9 protein-coding genes and 1 pseudogene are annotated in these 17,683 nt (G+C 54.2%); 3 read left to right on the forward strand and 7 right to left on the reverse strand.

Annotated elements, in window-relative coordinates:
- Nucleotides 1-96 precede the first annotated feature (96 nt).
- Together KTE_RS06150 and KTE_RS06155 are read left to right on the forward strand one after the other, a co-directional pair.
- Nucleotides 97-1,707 (forward strand): class I adenylate-forming enzyme family protein, encoded by a 1,611-nt coding sequence (locus KTE_RS06150; protein ID WP_201379566.1) that lies wholly within the window; start codon nucleotides 97-99, stop codon nucleotides 1,705-1,707.
- Nucleotides 1,708-2,209: 502 nt separating this feature from the next.
- Nucleotides 2,210-3,413, forward strand: a pseudogene (locus tag KTE_RS06155) (RNA-guided endonuclease InsQ/TnpB family protein).
- Nucleotides 3,414-3,463: 50 nt separating this feature from the next.
- On the opposite strand, the gene KTE_RS06160 reads toward KTE_RS06155, so the two are convergent.
- Complete coding sequence (locus KTE_RS06160) at nucleotides 3,464-4,465, reverse strand: hypothetical protein (protein ID WP_201379567.1); 1,002 nt, start codon at nucleotides 4,463-4,465, stop codon at nucleotides 3,464-3,466.
- A 448-nt stretch (nucleotides 4,466-4,913) separates the two neighbouring features.
- On the opposite strand from KTE_RS06160, the gene KTE_RS06165 reads away from it, so the two are divergent.
- Nucleotides 4,914-6,860, forward strand: coding sequence for a protein kinase (locus KTE_RS06165; protein ID WP_201379568.1), 1,947 nt, complete (start codon nucleotides 4,914-4,916; stop codon nucleotides 6,858-6,860).
- Nucleotides 6,861-6,903: 43 nt separating this feature from the next.
- Here the strand turns inward: KTE_RS06165 and KTE_RS06170 are convergent, their stop codons facing one another.
- The 6 genes from KTE_RS06170 to polA form a co-directional block, all read right to left on the reverse strand.
- Nucleotides 6,904-8,409, reverse strand: a complete 1,506-nt coding sequence (locus tag KTE_RS06170) for an ATP-binding protein (protein ID WP_201379570.1) — start codon at nucleotides 8,407-8,409, stop codon at nucleotides 6,904-6,906.
- Between the two features lies 1 nt (nucleotide 8,410).
- The gene (locus KTE_RS06175; protein ID WP_201379572.1) at nucleotides 8,411-9,085 is read right to left on the reverse strand and encodes a response regulator transcription factor; all 675 of its coding nucleotides are present in this window, start codon (nucleotides 9,083-9,085) and stop codon (nucleotides 8,411-8,413) included.
- 166 nt (nucleotides 9,086-9,251) lie between these two features.
- The gene (locus KTE_RS06180; protein ID WP_201379574.1) at nucleotides 9,252-11,387 is read right to left on the reverse strand and encodes an amylo-alpha-1,6-glucosidase; all 2,136 of its coding nucleotides are present in this window, start codon (nucleotides 11,385-11,387) and stop codon (nucleotides 9,252-9,254) included.
- Between the two features lie 223 nt (nucleotides 11,388-11,610).
- Nucleotides 11,611-12,906, reverse strand: coding sequence for an RNA-guided endonuclease TnpB family protein (locus KTE_RS06185; RefSeq protein WP_201379576.1), 1,296 nt, complete (start codon nucleotides 12,904-12,906; stop codon nucleotides 11,611-11,613).
- A 306-nt stretch (nucleotides 12,907-13,212) separates the two neighbouring features.
- Complete coding sequence (locus KTE_RS06190) at nucleotides 13,213-14,382, reverse strand: LL-diaminopimelate aminotransferase (RefSeq protein WP_201379578.1); 1,170 nt, start codon at nucleotides 14,380-14,382, stop codon at nucleotides 13,213-13,215.
- 36 nt (nucleotides 14,383-14,418) lie between these two features.
- A complete protein-coding gene (gene polA, locus KTE_RS06195; RefSeq protein ID WP_201379579.1) occupies nucleotides 14,419-17,544 on the reverse strand; it encodes a DNA polymerase I in 3,126 nt (1,041 codons plus the stop codon).
- Between the last annotated feature and the right edge of the window lie 139 nt (nucleotides 17,545-17,683).

Below are 17,683 nucleotides of genomic sequence, written 5' to 3' on the forward strand. Positions count from 1 at the left end.
ATAGCAAATAGCCTTGCGGCTAGGATCTAGAGATAGGAACCTTTCACGCCTTTGATTATTACTCAGTGCTGAGTTGCAGCGAAAGGATGCCATGTCATGCTTACCAAGATGGTTGCTCCCGAACTCTTTCGTCCGCCCGTTGAATTTCCTGATGTCCCCTATGATCACTTGCTGAGAAAAACCGCAGAACAATACCCGGAACGAACAGCGATTATCTACCATGACCTCTACTTCACCTACCGCGAAGTAGTCTCTATGGTCAATAGCGTCGCCAATGGAATGCATGAGTTAGGCTTACGCAAAGGTGAGCGCATTTGTCTCTTCACTACCAACCGCCCCGAATATACAGTTACATTTATCGCTGCCGCGACACTGGGCCTGGTCGCAAGCCCTATGAATCCCGCGTATAAAGAGCGCGAAGTTGCGTATCAGCTAGAGAACTCAGAGGCCTCCGCCATCCTGGTGCAACGAGAGCTTGTACCCATCTTGCAGCTTGCACTCAATAACACCAAACTTCCGCACCTCCAGCACATCTTCGTCACGGGAAGCCAGGCCCCTGAAAGCCTGCCCGAGGCCATTCCACTCAGCCAGTTCATTAGAAATTACGCACCAACCTATCAGAAGCATGCCGATATCACTGGCGATGACCTGCTGGCCCTCCCCTATTCCTCCGGCACCACGGGCCTGCCCAAGGGAACCATGCTCACCCATCGTAATATGACGACAAATAATCTCCAATTCACGACAGCACTCCAGACCACTCCCAATGATGTCGCGCTTATCTTCTTACCCTTCTACCATATTTATGGTGTGATGCTTATGGGAGGCTTCCTCGCCTGTGGCGCGACACAGGTGCTAATGGAACGCTTCGACCTGGTTCAGTCGCTTGAACTCTGTGAGAGGCACAACGTCACCTACTACTTCGCGGTACCACCTATCGTGCTGGCACTGGCGAACGCGCCCATCGACCTGGGCAAGATGAAGAGCGTCAAGTATATCTTCTCAGGAGCGGCCCCGCTACCCATGGACCCCACACGCCGCCTGAAAGAGAAGACTGGCATCAATGTCGTCCAGGGTTATGGCCTCACCGAGACCTCTCCCCTGACGCACTCCCAGCCCAAGGATCCAGCCCTGGTACGTACAGAAAGCGTCGGACTGCCTGTCCATAATACAGATATCAGGATCATGGACATTGAGACGGGCGAGCAAGAGCTATCCCTGGGCGAGACAGGCGAAATCGTCATTCGCGGCCCCCAGGTCATGAAGGGTTACTGGAAGGCGCCAGAGGAGACTGCACGGGTGCTACGCGATGGCTGGCTGTATACAGGTGATATAGGCTACCTGGATGCTGAGGGCTATACCTACATTGTGGATCGCAAGAAGGAGATGATCAAGTACAAAGGCTTTGGCGTCGCGCCCGCGGAACTGGAGTCCCTGCTGATGGAGCATCCCGCGGTCATGGACTCTGCGGTCATTGGCATACCAGACGATGAGGCTGGCGAACTGATCAAGGGTTTTGTCGTCTTACGCCCGGGACAGAGCGCCACACCTGATGAGATCATGGCCTTTGCCAATGGCAAGTTGGCAGGCTATAAGCGTTTCCACTTCATCGAGCAGATTGATGCCTTACCGAAAACCGCTTCAGGCAAAATTCTACGCCGCGAACTAAAAGAGCGCGAAAAGGCGCTCAAGCTCACACAAGAATAATTGGTTGGGAATGTGTGCATGGGTAGCCGTAGGTTACCCATGCACACATTCCCAATCAAGAAGTGAAGTTACAAGAAACGAGCCAGAAAGCCCTCGTCTTTTAAGCCTGTCTTTTACCCTCATTTTACAATTGATAGCAGGTGCGAGCTTGGAAACGCTGCTGATGGGCTTTCATTTTCAATGGAAACGGTCTGCACTCAAGCTCGCTTTGTTAATTGTGGGTAAAAGACAGTCTTTTAAGCGGGGGATGAATGGCGAGTCCTTGTTTTGGGGTGGATTGAGTCGAGTTGATACGTTGGATCGTCCCACAGAAGAAACGCATCAATAGCATGTCGTACTAATTCCGCAACCGGGACGCCCTCTTTCTCTGCCTGCTCATGTCATTTCTGGTGTTGTTTCTCGTTCAGAGAAATAGTTGTACGTTTCATTCTTTCACCTCTTGCATACATCAACCTCTTGCTGTACCATAGAGCACAGCAAGAGGGAAGGAGCAAGAGACGCTATGCTGATCTACGAGTACAAACTGGATGGCACACAAGCACAATACGCTGCCATTGATGAGGCCATACGGATCACACAGTTCATCCGTAACAAGTGCCTGCACCTGTGGATGGATACTCGTGGCATCAACAGAAATGATTTGCAATGCTACTGCGCCGAGCTTGCCAAATCCTACGACTTTGCCATCCTGCTCAATTCCCAGGCCCGGCAAGCCGCCGCTGATCGCGCATGGGCTGCCATCTCCCGCTTCTATGACAACTGCCGCAGCCAGAAACCCGGCAAGAAAGGCTATCCCCAATTTCAGCACGATTGCCGCAGTGTGGAGTACAAACAGACTGGCTGGCGCCTTGAGCCAGATGGCAGACACATCACCTTCACCGATGGCTGTGGGATCGGTGAAGGTGATGTGTCTGATCGGGAGTCGTGATCTTGCTACTCGTCCCATACCCGCTATCAAGCGTGTTCGTCTCATCCGGCGTGCCGATGGCTACTATGCTCAAGCTGCCATACAAGCTGAGCGGCACATGGAGCATGTCCCAACAGGCAAGCACACGGGTATTGATCTCGGTCTCAACGTGTTCTTGACGGATGCAGAGGGCAACACCGTTGCCAACCCGCGCCATCTCAGAAAGGCCGAATGCAAGCTCAAGCGGTTGCATCGTCGCCTTTCGCGCACGCACAAGACATCTCACAATCGCAAGAAGGCAAGAAAGAAGCTTGCCAAAGGCTATCTCAAGGTCCAGAGGCAGCGTGAAGATTTCGCCAGAAAGACAGCGAACGCGCTTATCACATCTCACGATTTGATTGCCTATGAGCACCTGAGAATCGCCAACCTCGTCAAGAACCGGAGGCTCGCAAAGTCGATCAGCGATGCAGCCTGGGGCCGTTTCATTGAGTGGCTCACCTACTATGCAGCCTTGCATGCGGTTCCAGTGATCGCCGTCGAGCCAGCCTTCACCACCCAGGAGTGTAGCGCCTGTGGAGCACGCGTCAAGAAGTCGCTCAGTGTGAGGACCCACATCTGTCCTTCCTGTGGCCTGGTGCTTGATCGGGACCACAATGCGTCGCTCAACATTTTAGCAAAGGCATACCGTACTGTCGGGCAGACAGGAACGGGTGAGGCGCAAGCCTCACCGAACGCTTCTGGACAGACCGCCTCTACTCGCTCTGGTCGCAAGGCCAGAGCGGACAAGCGAGCTGGATGAAGGAAGAATCCCCCGTGTTTTAACCGGGGGAGTGTCAATACTAGCGGGGATTAGAGGCCCATCAAGAAGAGGCCACGAGCCATGATCTCGCCCGCCAGGGTGAGTACCACCACCAGGTAGAGCATGCCCGTCGCCGACTGGAACGAGCGATCACGGACGAGCTTCCAGGAGAGGCCGCCCAGGATGAGGGGAAGCACAAAGCTCACCAGAATACGCAGCCAGTTAATCGCACCTGTATCCAGAGGAGTAATGACCGGTTGGCCAGCAGGCTTCACCTGGCTAGAGGAGGCCTGAGTTGGCGCGGGCGTGGGTGTTGAGGCTACCACAGCTGGCTGGCTGGAAGAGGCCTGGTTCGCATGCGACGTGGTTGGGCCGGTCAGTGGCAAGAAGATAATCTGCGCGATAATAGCCAGTAAGACAACGCTGGTAGAGAACAGCAGTGGTCGCTCTGAGAGCGCGGGCGTGACCAGGTACCAGTGACCCAGCCACATGGCGGTCATCACGCCACCCAGGGCAAAGGCCGCTGCGTAGAAACCCGCGACGGTAAAGGCACCACCCGCAATGCTCCCAGCCAGCGGACGGAAGATCATCCCCAACACCAGAAGCGTCACCAGGCCCGCAATGACCGTAGCCACACCGCTTAAGAGGCGTAATCCACGCAGTATCGAACGGCGCGGAGCGGGTTTCCCCTCTTTCTGGGCCTCGTCTTCAGCCTTCTCATGCTCCACCTTTCCATCCACACCGGCTTTCTTATCTAGTAAGAGAAAGAGCGTGTAAGGGATCAGCAGCACAAAGAAGAGGAGCAATGGCAGGGTCTGCCAGCCTGTCCAGCTATGATCCAGGGAGCGATAGGTATTGAGTAGTTCACCGGTGGCGAAGTTTTGCTGAAACAAATACGTCAGTCCAGCAAGGGCGAGATAGATAAAAGCGTAGGAGACCAGAAAACCACGTTTGACCTCGTTGCGCCAATCGAGAAAGACCAGCACACTCACGGAGCCAATCGTCAATTCGATCATGATTATGTATAGGACGAGTGGGAGTGTTTGCAGCATAGAATCGTGTTATCCTTTAAGCTCTTCCGTCTTCTCATGCGGAAACCAACACTACTCCCGTAGCTAGCGCTCCGCGCTCAGGTTTCCGATAGGAGGTAAACAGGACATGGAGGAGAAATACAGCCCTTTCCATATCAATATCTTGACAGATTATACCGTTCTTCATAGATTGTGGCAAACTCTAGTCATCCTACCTATGGCTACAACTTTCATGCACTTGCAACGTATATTTATTAGAGTTTTCAAGCATTTAAAGAGTAGTCAGGCAAAAACACAATAACGCCTGGCTACTTCTTGTCTCAGTACCTTCCTTTGCCAGGGGAGAAATACAATCAAGGGAATGCTGCCAAACACTACATATTTCATACAACTTTGTCGATATTGACAGCAGGAGAGAATCTCTCATACACTTGGGAAGAAACGCCATTCCTGGAAGAAGAGAGTTTGTATGCCACGTTGTCTAAATCCACGTTGCCAGATTGATTATCCACCTGGCACGCTACAATGCACCAATCCATTCTGCCAATGCCTGCTGCCTGAAGCCCTGGTAGCGGGTCGTTACCGCATCGAGACGCTCATAGGCATGGGCGGGATGGGTGTGGTCTACCGTGCCAGCGACACCTTCGAAATGAGTCAGGTCGCGCTCAAGGTCCTCTCGCTCAAAAATAGTATCATGGATCCGCAAACCGCGATCGAGCGCTTTCGACGCGAGGCGCGCTATGCCCATCAGCTCAAGCACAAAAATATTGTGTCGGTTCATAACTTTGGGCAGGATGGGCCTCTTCTCTACCTGGAAATGCCGCTTATCACAGGTGGGACGCTCAAGGCCTTGCTCAAACCCGAGCTTCCCCTGCCGACACAGCAGGCCCTGAGTTACATGGACGACATGGCTGCTGCCATCGATACAATTCATGCGCATCCGCAGCAGATCGTACACCGCGATATTAAGCCCTCCAATTTACTTATTTCACAGGATGATGGGCATCTCATCCTGGCCGACTTTGGCATCGCCCGCGCTATGCAACAGGAGAAACCACTAACACAGCGCGGCCTCTCTTTAGGCACAGAACACTATATCGCGCCCGAGCAGGATCAGGGCAACGCGGAACCCACCAGCGATATTTATTCGATGGGTGTGGTCGCCTACCAGATATTTACGGGTCTTTTGCCTGTGCAGGCGGTAATCAAGACACATGCCACCGAAATTCCCGCGCCCAGCAAACTCAATCAAGCACTGCCACCAGAGGTCGATGCGTGCATTTTGCGCGCCATGGATCTCGATCCACGCAAGCGCTATCAAAGCGCTGGCGACTTCGCAGCGGCTGTGCGGGCAGCTCTGGCGACAAACACGATCTCCTCAGAGCCGACCATCGCCGATCTCACACTCGTCTCGCATAGCTCGAACGTGATCACGCGAACCGTTATGCCCGAAAATCCCTGCCCACAGTGCGGGAGGGAGAACCGCAGCAGCTCTCGCTTCTGTCGTCACTGTGGGCATGGACTGGATGAGACGATGCCCACGCTTGGGGCGCAGTGCGAGGCCAGCTATGAAAGCGATAGGGGGCGCAAGGCCCAGGAGAACGAGGATATGCTCCTGCTCCTCCAAGGACTCTGCGTGAATGTACAACCATCACCACACCCCTTCGCCATCTTTGCTATTGCGGATGGTCTTCTCGGACCACAGGGGAAGCCTGCATTAGGGCATGAAGCCAGTCGACTGGCCGTTGAGACCGTCGCCGATACGCTTGTCCCTTTACTGGCAGATACCACACGCTCGCACTCTCGCGGCACACCCATTAATGCTCCACGCACGCCTGGAGACACAGGCGCCACCTTCTCAGGTCAGCGCCAGGCATTACCCATGAGCGAGAAAATTCTGGAGCAATGGCTTGCCGACGCAGTGCGGCAAGCCAACCGCGTCGTCTACCATTGTAACGCAGACTATGACGCGACGATGGCCACAACCCTGGCGGTAGCCCTGCTCTATAGAGAGCGACTCTATGTTGCCAACGTGGGCGATAGCCGTGTTTACCATTTTAGCCAGCGACAGGGCTTACAATGTGCGACCCACGACCATACCATCGCCGCCAATCTTGTTGATGCTGGATTGCTCCAGGCAGATGAAGTGCGCGCCAGCGCCAAACGCCATCAACACTACCGTACACTGGGCCAAAATGCCATGGTGACAGTTGACTGTTCTCAGCGCGCCCTGGAACCTGGCGATCTGCTCATTCTGTGCACCGATGGGGTCTGGCATATGCTGCCTGAGAAGCGAATTGAAGACATTTTACGTCAACATCCTCGTACCGAAGAGATAGCGCGCCTGCTGGTACAAGAAGCCAATAATGCCGGGGGCGAAGGGAACGCAAGCGCGATTGTCGTGCACGTGCTCTAACTGAGAGCCTGCCCGCGCAGAGAGAAGCCTCAGAGAGAAACTTCTATAACCCTATCCCGGCAGCCTCTGAGGCCAGCGGGAAGGTGATAATAAACAGTGCTCCCTTGCCAGGCTCACTCTCGACCGAGACAGTGCCGTGCTGCAAACGCACCAGCAGTTCCACAATAGAGAGGCCCAGGCCATAACCACCAAGCGCCTTTGAACGCGCGGGATCGGCGCGATAAAAGCGCTCGAAGATATGTTGCTTCTCTTCAGGTGATATGCCTATGCCTGTGTCCTGAACACGCAACTGTGCCAGGTCCTCACATATCTCAACCGATACCGTCACCTTTCCACCACTATTTGTATATTTGAGGGCATTGTCAAGCAAGCTCAGAATAATCTGAATCAGGCGCGCGGCATCGCCCATGACCGTTGCCGCCTGTAGAAGGCCGCTCGCCAGGCTTACCTGGCGTTCCTGGGCCAGGGGTTCCATGCTCTCAATCGCATCAGCCGCCAGAAAATCCAGGCGCACAGGCTCATAATCGAGTTGCATCTTCTGTTCATCGGCACGCGCCAGGGCCAGGAGATCATTAATAAGCCTTCCCAGGCGCTCGGTCTCTTCGTTGATGCCCTCCAGGACCATAATATACTCTTCCGTCTTCTCGGAACGAGAGAGCGCGACCTCTGTCATATTACGAATCACGGCCACCGGTGTGCGCAGTTCATGCGAGGCATCGGCAACAAAGCGACGCTGATGCTCAAAGGCGCGCTCAAGGCGTCCTATCATCTGGTTAAAGAGTAATGCCAGGTCATAGACCTCATCTCTGGCTCGGGGTAGAGGCACACGTTTCTGTAGATCCTGGGCATTGATCATACGCGCAGTCCGCGCAAGATGATGAATCGGCCTAAATGCTCGCGCCGAGAACCAGTAGCTACAGAGGCCGCACACAAGTAATAAGACCGAGCAGATACCGATGAGGATATACAGAACTGTTTGCAGTTGCTCATTCAGGCTCTCTAACGACTGTCCAACCTGAATAACGCCAATAATCTGGTTCTGCCAGACGAGCATCGTACAGTATACCCGCACCTGCTGACCATCAGCATCATAGACAGTTCCACGCCAGGGGATTCCGTGAAGCGGATCATGGACGCTTGCCGTATTTAACGCCAGTCGACGCATATCTGTGGTCGCATAGAGTGTTTGTGCGTGCTCATCTAGTACGCGCACAAAGAAATCGCCTGGTGAAACGTCTTTCTCCTGTTGAAAAGTACGCTTACTCTGGCCAGGATGCGTATCGATATAGGCAGCGGTTGCGCCTAACTGCGACATCTGCCCCGCAATATCCGAGGTATCCATGCGTCCTTGTGAGACGATCAAGGCCTGAGCAATTTGTTGTGTTCGCAGGCGCAACGCGGTATCAAAATTCGTCTCCAATTGAATTTTGACTATCATATAGAAGGCCGTAGCACACAAAATCACCAGCGTAGCGGAGACGGCAATATACCAGAGGGTTAATTGTACACGCAGTCCGGGGGGAAAGAGCTGTGGCCGACGCATTCGCATATTATAAGGGTTCCTTGAGCTGATAACCAGAGCCACGTATCGTCTGAATGACATTTGGCTCATTCTCATTGCAGAGCTTGCGCCGGAGATAGCGAATATAGACATCAATAACATTGGAGAGGTGTTCGGTGTCGCCATCCCAGACATGCTCGACAATCATCGATCTACTCAGCACCTGGTGCGGATGGCGCATAAAAAACTCAAGGAGAGCATACTCTTTGTTTCCCAGGGGAATCAGGCGCTCCGCGCGTTTAACCTCATGCGTCCTGGTATCAAGCGTAATATCCATAAATTGTAATGTTGCAGATAAGACTGGTCCCCCCCGACGCAGAAGGGCTCGTACACGCGCCTCAAGCTCGCTAAATGCAAAGGGCTTGGTGAGATAATCATCTGCCCCCAGGTCTAATCCTTTGACACGATGCTCCACCTCGCCCAGCGCGGTTAGCAACAAAATAGGCATCGTCTTGCCCTGTTCACGCAACTGACGGCAGACTTCAAAGCCACTTAAACCGGGAAGCAGGATATCGAGTATGACCAGGTCATAAGGAATGGAGGTAGCCATATACACCGCATCTTCGCCATCGGCTAACAAATCGACCGCATGATGGCTACCTTCGAGGCCCTTCTTCAAACTCGGACCCAGACGGGGATCATCCTCTATAATCAGGATACGCATAACACCGTACCTCGTACATTGAAAGCCGCATCATGTTGGTTACCTCCACCACGACTCCTGCGGCATAGGTAGCCAACACGATGTCTACACTATAAACTGGAGACATTAGAACAACATGAAAAACCAGGGGCCTCCTGCCAGAAGTCCCCACTCGGAAAGTCCCGGGCTACTTTTCTTGCAAGAGCAGCCAGCAACGTAAGAACTCCGCCACGCTCCAGGCCTGGGCCACACACCCGCCCACGACATAGGGTGGTTCTGGTTCAGCCACCTCACTAATGGTCCCGAGACAATTCTGCCAGAGTTGGTCCAGAGCGGTCAAGAGCAAGGTACGTAACTGATCACGATCCTTGTGCACACGCAAATGCACATCGATAAAGGGGCCAAGCAACCACTGCCAGACGGTTCCCTGGTGGTATGCGCTATCACGCTGCCAACGATTTCCGCTAAAGTGCTGATGATACGCGGGATCGGTTGGACTGAGCGAGCGTAGCCCCAAAGGCGTAAGCAAATGCTGCTCAACTTGCTGCAAAATGCTGGCACATTGCCCCCCCGAAAGCAGGTCCCGGCAGAGGGAGACCGCGAACAACTGATTGGGGCGAAGCGAGGCATCCGTCTGGCCCGCGTTCCCATCAACATCGACCACATCATAGAGATAGCCGCCCTCTGCATACCAGAAACGCCTGGCAAAATGCTGTCGCACCAGGGTACGCAATTGACTATAGTGTGAGGCATCCGTCGAGAGGCGCACGGCCCAGGCCTCCATCTTCGTTAAGGCGGCATACCAGAGCGCGTTTATCTCTACTGGCTTGCCTCGTCGCGGCGTGACGACCCAACCGTCAACCTTCGCGTCCATCCAGGTGAGTTGGACCCCGTCCGTTCCTCCATGCAGGAGACCATCTGTCGCATCCATCCCAATATTGAAGAGCGTTCCCTGCTCATGGCGAACAATAATCTCTTGCAGTACTGGGAAAAGCTCCTTGAGGAGTGACCAGTCATCGGTGGCTTGTAGGTACAACCCAAGCGCGTGAAACATCCAGAGAGTGGCATCTATGGTATTGTACTCGGGGTGCTCGCCTTGATCGGGGAAGCGATTGGGGATCAGGCCCTCATGTGTGTAGGAGGCAAAGGCCTTGAGCAGTCCGCGGGCCTCACTATAGCGACCCGTTGCCAGCAACAAGCCCGGCAATGAAATCATGCTATCGCGTCCCCAATCCGTAAACCAGGGGTAGCCCGCGATGATCGTCTTGCGATCTGGAGCAAGGCGCAATGGTTGGCGAGAGGCCTTTGCCTGCGCGTAGTTTGGGCGCGCAACAATAAACTGATCGGCGGCCACAACCAGGCGTGCCAGCACTGGATCACGCTCTTCTAGATTATCCATAGTACGCTCAGCCACGGAGAGCAGTTGACGCACACGTCGCTGGTGACGAACCAGCGCCGCCGTGACCAGTTCTTCATGGCGTGGTCCACCCAGGTCCGAGGGGAGATTCTGTTCAGCACTTAAGACAAAGGTGACACGCATACCCGTCGTAATGGGCATGCGAAAAATTCCTGGCTGATACACATCTTCCTGATCCAGCAGACCACGTTCGCTCTCCCGCCGATGCAGCACACGCCAGTACCAGAGGCCCGTGGGGGAGAAAAACGCCGAGGGACCCGCTATCAAGTGATAGACTGGCGCCTCATTATAGGCGCGAATACGGCAGCGATTATGCTGGCTATCTACAATAAAATGCCAATCGTCGGACCCTTGCGTCGAAGCGTGATAGTCGCGCGAGAGGCAGAAAGGCACCAGTGTCAGCGTCAGGTTCTCATCGGCTATCTCATCGCCCGCTCCTTCAAGGGTATACTGAATGTAGGTTGTATTCTGTCCATACTCCATCCAGACACGCTTGACCAGCTCCAACTGATCCGTGAGACGATAGCGGAAACAAGGAACATCTCCATCCAGCACCACTTCTTGCAAATACTGATACCCTTGAGGATCCACCACCTTGTCGTGATACTCATTAACTCCTAGCTTGAGCACCTCGCCGCCTGGCAAGGTAATCTCTTCATCAACCTTACTTACAAAAACAGTGCGCGCCACGGGTGGCTGAAGCGCAGCCACCAGCAGACCATGATAGCTGCGGGTTGTTGCGCCACAAATCGAACCAGCTGCGTACCCTCCCAGGCCATTCGTCACCAACCACTCATGATTAAGCGCCTGCTGCACATCACCACAAATATCGTGCCCAACACGCAGATGCCATGCATCTGGTCCCTGCTGTTGAGGCTTCTCAACAGACGTATGATCCAGAATCATCAGTCAACGCTCCTTACTTACCTACAAGCGTGTATGTGTATTCTGCTACCGTTCTCATACTCAAAGGTGAGCGAACCCACCCTTAAGCGGTCAGTTGTTCCTGCTTCATCGTCAGTTGCCAGCGCACGGGAACCTTTGGATCAGCCCTCCCGTTTCGGTCTCACATTGACTCCACAGGCGCTTTTACGTCATCGGTCGTAGCCACTACCCAGGACGGCCAGCTTTAGGCGTGAAGCTGGCGAAGCATGTCGGTGGCGAACCACGCGAGATTCAACGCGGCATTCACGTCGCGGTCCAGGATGAGTTTACAAACCAGGCATTGATAGGTACGATGTTTGAGTGGCATGCGCTTTTTGACCTGCCCACAACACGAACACCGTTTGGTGGAAGGAAACCAGCGCGAAGCAATGAACACGTCTCCTCCTGCGGTGGCGACCTTGGTCTTGAGGAACTGCAAGAGTTGTCCCATCGCCGCATCAGCCACAGCTCTCGCCAGTTTGTGATTGGCCATCATCCCCAACAGATGGAGGTCTTCGATGCCGATCACTCCAGCGGTCCGTGCCAGTTCGGTGGTAAACTTGTGCTGGACATCCCGGCGAATATTGGCGATCTTCTGGTGCTCGCGGGCCACCTTCACCCGTTGTTTCTCATAATTTTTGCCGAAAACGGTTCGGCCCGTCTCCGGGTCTTTCGTTTTCTGCTTCCGTGCAAGGGTTCGTTGCAGCTTGCCGAGCTTCCCCAGATGGTGTTCGAGCGGCTTTTGGTTCTCAAGTCGTCGCCCATCGGAAACCACAGCAGCCTGCTTGATGCCCACATCCACCCCCACGACAGCCGTGGGAGTGGGAGGGCGCTGTTTCTTGATCTCGACCTGAATACTCACATACCAGTGACCTGCTTCACAGGAGACCGTTGCCCTCAGCATTTTGACCGACTCACAGATGACCTGCTTGCGCTGGTTGCGCTTCTTCGTCGGCTGTGGCGCTTTTCCCTCCTCCACAAAGCGCAGCTTTTCGGCAAGATTAACGGTCCCAAGTTTGCGAAGCAGTTTCCCTCGCCCTTTCTCGATCTTGCGCTGATCCAGAAGGAAGCGGCCAAGTCCTGGGATTGACATCCAATGACTGCCGAGGGTGAATTTGTCATTGGAAAGGTAAAAGGATTCGTGCGATTTCCCTTTTTTCTTGTACCTGGGATACTCGGCTCGGCCTGCGAAGAAGTTGTCGTAGGCTTTCTTCAGGTCATCAAAAGCTCCTTCCACCACACATTTCGTCACGTCGTAGGTCCACGGATACTCCTGCTCCCGGATCTTGTTGAACTGCTTTTTCAGGGACATCGCGTTGGGGGACGTGAGCGTGCGCTCGGCCTCGGGGACCGTTTCCTGTTCCACTTTGTACGCTTGATACTGTTTCTCCCACTGTTCTCTCCCCCAGTTGTAAATGAATCTTCTCGTACCACAGGCACGTTTGAGATACTCCACCTGTTCAGGCGTCGGGTTGATCCGTATTTTGTGCGCGTTTTTCATCCTTGAGCTCTTTCTCTAAGGCTTTGCGGTAATCACTCAGATATTCATCTCCCTATGGTATTGATGTATAACGCAAAAGAACAAAAAGCATATAGAAATATATGGCAGGTAATACAAGTTGCTCGAGTAAAGTGAAGATTTTTACATCCTATGGAAGTTTAGCACGCTCCAAACCACAACGTCCAGCAACATATACCAATATTATGCGGCCTTCATGAAAAAAGAGAAATAGGTTTGGAGTGTGTGTAGCCCTGGCAGCCACGGGCTGCCAGGGCTACACACACTCCAAACCTAAAAACGCTTGCACTATGAGGAAAAAGCCCGCTGGATGCGCTCCAGGGCCAGTTGGATACGCTCCTCGGGGGCGGTCAGCGAGATACGTACATAGCCTTCGCCCGAGGGGCCAAAGTTCGTCCCAGGCGTCAGAAATACACCTGCCTTCTCAAAGAGCCAGTCTGCAAATTGTTTCGAGGTAAAGCCCTGAGGCACGCTCGCCCAGACATACAGGCCCGCTTGATTGAGTGGGGCGCGCAAACCAAGCGCATTCCACCCCTGCACCAGCGCATCGCGACGCCGCTTATAAATGACGTTGCGCTCCAGAATCCAGTCTTCGGGCAGGTTTAACGCTTCAATCGCAGCATACTGGACGGGACGGAAGATGCCGCTATCCACGTTGCTTTTCAAGCGCGCCACCGCATCTACTAGCGTCGGGTTACCGACCATCATACCTATACGAAATCCAGCCATGTTATAGGTCTTGCTGAGGGAGTGCAACTCGACCGTGACCTCTTTGGCGCCCGGAATTTCGAGCAGGCTGAGCGGGCGCTCGTGGTTGTCATAATAGACCTCGGCATAGGCCATATCATGCACAAGCGCCAGGTTATGCTGGCGCGCGAGGGCTACTGCTTGCTCAAAGAATGAACGTGGGGCACTGGCAGCGGTTGGATTATTAGGATAGTTCAGCCAGAGCAGCCTGGCCTTCGCCAGGACATCCCCCGGGATACTTTGCAAGTCTGGGAGAAAGCCATTTTCCTCCCGTAGAGGCAGCAGATATGTCTGCGCGCCGACACTCGCGCTCGCCGAGATATACACAGGATAGTAGGGATCAGGAGCGAGCGCGATATCACCAGCGTTAAGCACACAGGAGGCGGCATAGACCAGACCCTCTTTCGAGCCGATCAAGGGCATAATCTCCCGCTGGGGTGCTAATTCCACGCCAAAGCGACGCTGGAACCAACTGGCGATGGCCTCGTGTAGCTCCTGCATACCCCGATACTCGGGATAGCGATGGTTCTCCGCCACACGCATTTCAGCACAAAGGCGCTCGACGACCTGGGGAGGAGCTGGGAGGTCGGGATCGCCTACCGAGAGATTGACGACATCCACGCCCTGCGCGGTCTTCTCCGCGATACGCCGCTTTGCGTCAGCAAAGTGAAACGGCGGCAAGTTTTCAATAAGATGAGATAGCTGGACCAAAATGTACTCCTCGTCTGGAATGGATCTTTTCTCTTGTTATACCACAGGTTCGGCGGCAAACCAGTTCTTTCCAGACTTCATATCTACTTTTATCGGCACCTTCTGGGGCACCAATAACGTTCCAATCCCTTCCATAACCGCCTTCACCATCCGCTTCGCGCGCTCCAACTCCTCGACGGGCACCTCAAAGACAAGCTCGTCATGCACCTGCAAGATCATACGTGTCTTCATGCCATTTTGCAGGAAGGCATGCTGCAAACGCAACATGGCAATCTTAATCAGGTCGGCGTTCGACCCCTGAATAGGCATGTTGACTGCCTCACGCTCCAGCGCCTGGCGCTCGACATGCGAGAGCACACGCATATCCGGGATAAAACGCTTGCGCCCAAAGCAGGTATTGACATACCCCTGCCGGCGCGCCTGCTCCAGCGTACTCTCCACGTAGACCTTGATATTGGGGAAGGTCTCATGATAGCGCTTAATAAAGTCAGCCGCCTCGCCGGGACGCATCCCCGTTACCTGGGAGAGGCCATAGGCCGACTGCCCATAGAGCACGGCATATACCACCGTTTTCGCCAGACGCCGCTGATCTCGGGTCACCTCCTCCACCGGCACGCTAAAGAGGGAGGCCGCGGTAATGGTATGAATGTCCTCGCCCTGGTTAAAGGCCTCCACCAGCCGTGGCTCATTCGTAATATTGGCCAGAATGCGCAGCTCGATCTGCGAATAATCAGCCGTCAACAGGACATAGCTGGGATCCGCAATAAAGGCGCGCCGAATCTGGCGGCCAAGCTCAGTACGCACGGGAATATTTTGCAGGTTTGGGTTACTGGAGGAGAGACGCCCACTGGAGGCAATCGTCTGGTTGAACGAGGTATAGACACGCCCCGTCTGGCGATCCATCAGGGTCTGTAAACCATCAATGTAGGTCGACTTGAGCTTGCTGAGCTGGCGGTACTCCAGCAATGAATCAATAGCAGGATGCATACCACGCAAGTTCTCGATCACGTCCGCGCTCACAGAATAGCCTGTCTTGGTCTTCTTTCCCGCGGGCAGCTTCAATTCGACAAAGAGCACTTCGCCCAGTTGCTTAGGCGAGTTGACGTTAAAGTGATGCCCTACTGCGTCATAGATGGTCTGCTCCGCCTTCCGTAGTTGCTCATCGAGCTGTTCGCCAAACTCATGCAAAAACTCGGCATCAAGCGCGACACCATAGAGTTCCATCTGCATCAGCACCTTGATCAAAGGCATCTCAAGGCGATAGAACAGATCAAGCAAGTTATGCTTTTGCAGATCTTTATGCAAGGGAGCAACCAGGCGCAACGTCATATCGGCATCGCTACCCGCGTAGTCAGCGGCACGGCGGATGGGAACCTGCGCCATACTAATCATCTTACTGCCGCTGCCGATCAGCTCCGTGATGGGTGTCATAAGGATGCTCAGGCGTTGAAAGGCTTGCTCTTTCAGGCCCAGACCACGGCGTCCAGGCTCAATCAGGTAGGCGGCGAGCATGCTATCAAAGCTGAGTCCCTCCACCTGGATGCCGTAACGCAGCATGACGGCTATATCATACTTTGCGTTATGCATGTACTTGCCAATGCTTGCATCTTCAAAGATGGGCTTGAGCTGCTCTAGAACACGCGGCAACGGTAACTGGGTCCCTGGTTCCTGCCCATCGACGGTGGTGATATGCCCGACGGGAATATAGTACGCCTCGCCAGGGGCCATTGCAAACGACAGGCCAACCAGGTCGGCCTTGCGCTGATCCTCAGAGGTCGTCTCAGTATCAAAGGCAAAGTGGCCCGCGCCACGCAAACTCTTCACCAGTACATCTAACCCTTCCTCAGAGTTAATGATCATGGTGCTCGTCGGCGGCTGCACATTGCTTTCTTCAAAGAAGAGCGAGGTCTCGACCAATGCAGGTCCTGGTAGGCGCAACTTGCGCGCAACCTCCGCACGCGGCTCTGGCGTATTGAAGAGGCTTAACTGCATGGGGCCATCCTGCTCCTGCTCCTGAGTCTCAGGAAGTACTCTTGGCTCTGTCGCAACCCTGGCTTCCGCCGTAGAGGCAGGTGCTGTGGCTACATACTCGGGAGCTATCTCCTCACGCCCCGGTGGTTGCGGCAGAGGCAAGATGGGGACGATACCCAGCGGTGACGCTAAAATCAGGCGTTCGCGTTCATCTCCAGCAGCGGCTTCGCTGGCGGAGCGCGCATCCGGCTCTTCAAGCGTCTGAAGCCTTGAATCGCCCTCAGAGGTCACGCTGACACCTAGCTGACGGAAGAGCGCGAAGACGCGTTCGACCTGGTTGCGAAACTCAAGTTGGCGAAAGAGGGTTAAAATGCGCTCGCTGTCCACATGCGTCATGCGGCACGCTTCAAGGTCCAGAGAGACGGGTGCATCGAGCACGATGGTCGCCAGAAACTTGCTCTGACGCCCCTGCTCCTCGCCCTCCTGCAACAGTTTCTGCTCCTTTGGCTTCAACTCACTGGCATGGGCGAGAATATTTTCCAGGTTGCCATACTCGACAATCAAGCGCGTAGCCGTCTTGGCGCCAATCCCCGCCACACCTGGAATATTATCTGACTTATCACCAACCAGGCCCTTATAGTCGATCAACTGGTGAGGAGCGAAGCCATAGCGTGCCTGGACTTCCTTCTCATCATACTCCACGACTTCAGAAATACCGCGCTTGGCAACCTTCACTAACACCTGTTCATTGACCAGTTGCAGAGTATCCATATCCCCGGTATAGATAATGGTATCAACTCCCTGCGCCTTCGCCTGCACGGAGAGGGTTCCCAGCACATCGTCGGCCTCATAGCCATCTTTTTCGTAGATCTGAATGCCAAAGGCCTGCACCACCTCGCGAATACGCGAAAATTGAGGGCGCATATTATCGGGGAGCGTTGGCCGGTGCGCCTTATACGGCGCGTATTGCTCATGCCGAAACGTCGGCGTCGGACGGTCAAAGGTCACCGCTATATAGTCTGGTCGCTCCTCCAATAATGCCTTCATCAGCATCGAGGTGAAGCCAAAGGTCGCATTGACTGGCTCGCCGCTACTCGTGGAAAGATCTTCAGGCACCGCGTGAAAGGCACGGTGAATAATGGCATGGCCGTCGATTAGTACGAGCTTCTTTCGCTTGTTTGCTTGTGTCATCTTGAGAACCCCAACTCTCTCAACATCGTTTGTTGCCTCTCTAACTATTCTTTCTTGCGGGCGCGAAACTGGAAAGAGCCGTTTTTGTTTTGTGGCATATATTCGCGCCAAACCAGCCAAACAAGCCAGCTTCTAGGGG

It is taken from the genome of Ktedonobacter sp. SOSP1-85, from assembly GCF_016587415.1.
In the GTDB taxonomy this organism is placed as follows: domain Bacteria; phylum Chloroflexota; class Ktedonobacteria; order Ktedonobacterales; family Ktedonobacteraceae; genus Ktedonobacter.